This window comes from Candidatus Poribacteria bacterium, assembly GCA_021295715.1.
In the GTDB taxonomy this organism is placed as follows: Bacteria; Poribacteria; WGA-4E; order WGA-4E; family WGA-3G; genus WGA-3G.
Genome location: JAGWBV010000162.1, coordinates 1 through 3,213 on the forward strand (window position 1 = coordinate 1; position 3,213 = coordinate 3,213).

At 47.2% G+C, this 3,213-nt stretch carries 3 protein-coding genes and 1 rRNA gene; all 4 read left to right on the forward strand.

Annotation, left to right across the window (positions count from 1 at the left end):
- The first annotated feature begins 64 nt into the window (after positions 1-64).
- Entirely contained in the window at positions 65-739 is a 675-nt protein-coding gene (locus J4G07_22345) for a DUF1080 domain-containing protein (GenBank protein MCE2416725.1), read from the forward strand.
- Between the two features lie 22 nt (positions 740-761).
- Entirely contained in the window at positions 762-1,652 is an 891-nt protein-coding gene (locus tag J4G07_22350; protein ID MCE2416726.1) for a phytanoyl-CoA dioxygenase family protein, read from the forward strand.
- Between the two features lie 167 nt (positions 1,653-1,819).
- The gene (locus J4G07_22355; GenBank protein MCE2416727.1) at positions 1,820-2,602 is read left to right on the forward strand and encodes a polysaccharide deacetylase family protein; all 783 of its coding nucleotides are present in this window, start codon (positions 1,820-1,822) and stop codon (positions 2,600-2,602) included.
- 371 nt (positions 2,603-2,973) lie between these two features.
- A 16S ribosomal RNA gene (locus J4G07_22360) occupies positions 2,974-3,213 on the forward strand; the annotation flags it as partial.

Here is a 3,213-nt window from a genome sequence, read left to right on the forward strand (position 1 = left end):
ACATTTTGAAACTTTTGGCGGGACAAGTGTGTTTTCTGATTCAAACCGAAAAGGAGGGGTTATAATGAGATTCAGCAGCTTCACACTCTTTTTATTCTTACTCATCTTAATATACGCGCCGCTTTGTGTTGGCGAGGTGCTGTTTGAGGATGACTTTGAGAAGAAAGAAATTGACAAGGGTAAATGGGCACCTACAGGAGGCTGGAACTTGGATGGCGGGACACTGGAAGTTAACGGCGGAGAAGTTGGGATGTCTGTCAGAGATGACTTCACTGACTTTGAATTCTATGTCGATTTTCACATGATAAACCCGCTCTGGGCATCGAATTGGGTTGTGCGTGCGAAAGACGTAAACAATTGTACGCTTGTTCAAATTGTGGCAGATAATCGTAATCAATTTTGGTGGTTTACGAGAGTTGGTGGTAATTATATCGTTAAAGATGACGATAAATTGGACAATGAGTCGGGTCTGCACCCTGAACTTGGTGAATGGTATACGATAAAGATCGTTGCCGAAGGTGAGCGTTACGATCTCTATTTGGGTGAGCAGGGCGAGGAACTCGAATTAGCTTGCACATGGGAAGATGAAACCAATGACAAGGGCGGCATAGGTTTCAGAGCAAGTGGAGGTGAACATAGTTTGTATGATAATATGTTGGTTACAACCGTAGGGCACAGTTTCGCAGTGAATCCCGCTGATGCCTTGCCGGTCACATGGGCAAAACTCAAGATGAGATAATAGGTTCAGAAGGAACGATTGAATGCACATCGAATTGCCATTTGTAGACTGCACAGACTTCATCAGCGACCGTTCTCGACTTCTTGAGCACAGCCATCAGAACGGCTATCTCTTTTTCCGTGGACTACTCCCGACAGGACCCGTGCTTGAACTCCGTCGACAGGTGCTCCATGTAGCAGCGCAGCACGAACTCCTTGAACCAGGCACTCATCTCGATGCCGCTATCCGTAGAAAAGGGGTCTTCATCTGCGAGCAGGACGGATCCGAAACCTTCAGGCGTTTCTACATTGACGTTCAGAAACTCCGACTCTTCCACGCCCTTCCCCATCACGAGCATATCGTGCGAGTTCTGGAAGTTCTGTTCGACAACTCTGTTTTGATTCACCCACGGCACATCTGTCATGTCATTTTCCCCGGAGAGCATCAGTATACCACCCCTCCACATCAGGATTTCCACCCAGTTCGCGGTGCGCAAGATACGTGGACAGTGTGGACGCCGTTGGGAGACTGTGACACCGAGTTAGGAGGCTTGGCGATTGCACGTGGATCGAACCGTCGTGGGTTCTTAACGGACAACGATGTCCGTTCATGGAAATTGCTTGAAGACAGTACGGAATGGGCATGGAATCCCTTCACGTGCGGAGATGTCCTCATGTTTCACAGTTTAACGATTCACCGAGGTCGCGACAACATGACCGAGGATCGCATACGGCTCGCAACGAGTGCCCGTTACCAGTCGATCAGTGAACCTGTTGATGAAGACGCTCTCACCGTTCATCTGGGGTGTGCCAAATGGGCGGAGGTCTATTCAGACTGGGAAACGGACGATCCGCTGAAATATTACTGGAACACAATCGACATGAATGTCCAGTCTGCTTTCCATCGCCGCAGGGCAAAACCTGCTGATGGATAGATCCACAATATGGATAAATACCAACTTTGTATGTCGCTATCAACTTCCAACAAAACCCCGAACATGTCGGGGTTTTTAGTTAAGCGCGTTCGGTAAAAAATACCTAACCTCGCCGGGCACGCTATATCAATAATTGTAAAATCTACTGTGAATCATTAGGTGCAAAAATGCAAAAAGAAAATCACGAATTGTTTGAAGCCCTACAACCTATCCCCGATCGATTGGTTGTCCTCACCTTTGATGATGGTAACAAGTCGGATTATGCTTATGTTGGACCGCTATTGAAGCGTTACGGGTTTGGGGCAACGTTTTTCATCACTGAAGGTCTAAATTTCCTCAACAGCAAGGCGCATTATGTCACATGGGAGGAGATCCGTCAATTGCACGAGGAAGGCTTTGAGATAGGGAACCACACCCGTCATCATAAACATACCAACACACAATCGAAAGAGGAATTGCTGGCGGACTTGATACACATTGATGAACGCTGCGAGGAATACGGTATTCCTATCCCTGAGACCTTTGGCTATCCTGCGGATTGTCGCGGACCCGAAGCGATAGAAGTGTTGACGGAAAAAGGGTATCGTTTCGCACGGCGTGGCATTGGACCGGAGTTTCCATTTCATCCGGAAGGCGGACGTGGACCGGCTTACGATCCGAGTGTCTATCACCCGTTGGTCGTTCCGTCAACGGGTGTCCCTGGTCCGAACTACGGATTCGAGGATTTGGTGTGGGCGGTTGAACAGGCACAGGACGGGAAAATCGCTGTCCTGACGTTTCATGGTGTGCCTGCCCTTGAACACCCGTGGGTTGATGTCTCACCTGAACTGTTTGAAACTTACATGGATTATCTTCGGGACAACGGTTGTACCGTTGTTGCGTTGCGCGATCTGGCGAAATATGTTGACCCATCAGAATCGGCTGGAAAAAGCATAACCTATTGGCCGTAAAGATCCAGAAAGTGGCAGGTGGTGTGGAACAAGCAACGCGCCTGAAGCGCGCGGAATTGCGTAAAAATTAGGCAAAAACGCTTCAGATCCCTAAAAGAGACTTTTTCTTGAAAAAAAAGTAATAAATTTGCTAAAAAAGGGGTTTTGAGAGCAAAATTATGCATTTTTCTTACAATTTTATTTGACAAACCTGTTTTGAGGGTGTATAATTAACATTACCTTTTGAAAGAAAGGTGAACTTGTTCTTTGAAAGTTAAATAGTGAACGTGACGTGCCTATTAATAGCTTGTGAGTACACTTCAATTTTTTGAAGATGTGCTTCAATACTTGTGAGTATACTTCAATTTTTTTTGAAGATGTACTTCGAAACTTTTGTGGAGAGTATGATACCGGCTCAGGACGAACGCTGGCGGCGTGGATTAGGCATGCAAGCCGAACGAGAAATCGAGCTTCGGCTCGATGGAAAGTGGCGAAAGGGTGAGTAACGCGTGGGTAATTTACCTCTGAGATGGGGATAACAGTCTGAAAAGACTGCTAATACCAAATACGATTCGGTTGACTTCGGTCGGCCGTATGAAAGGTGGCTTCGGCTGCCGCTCGGAGATGAGCCC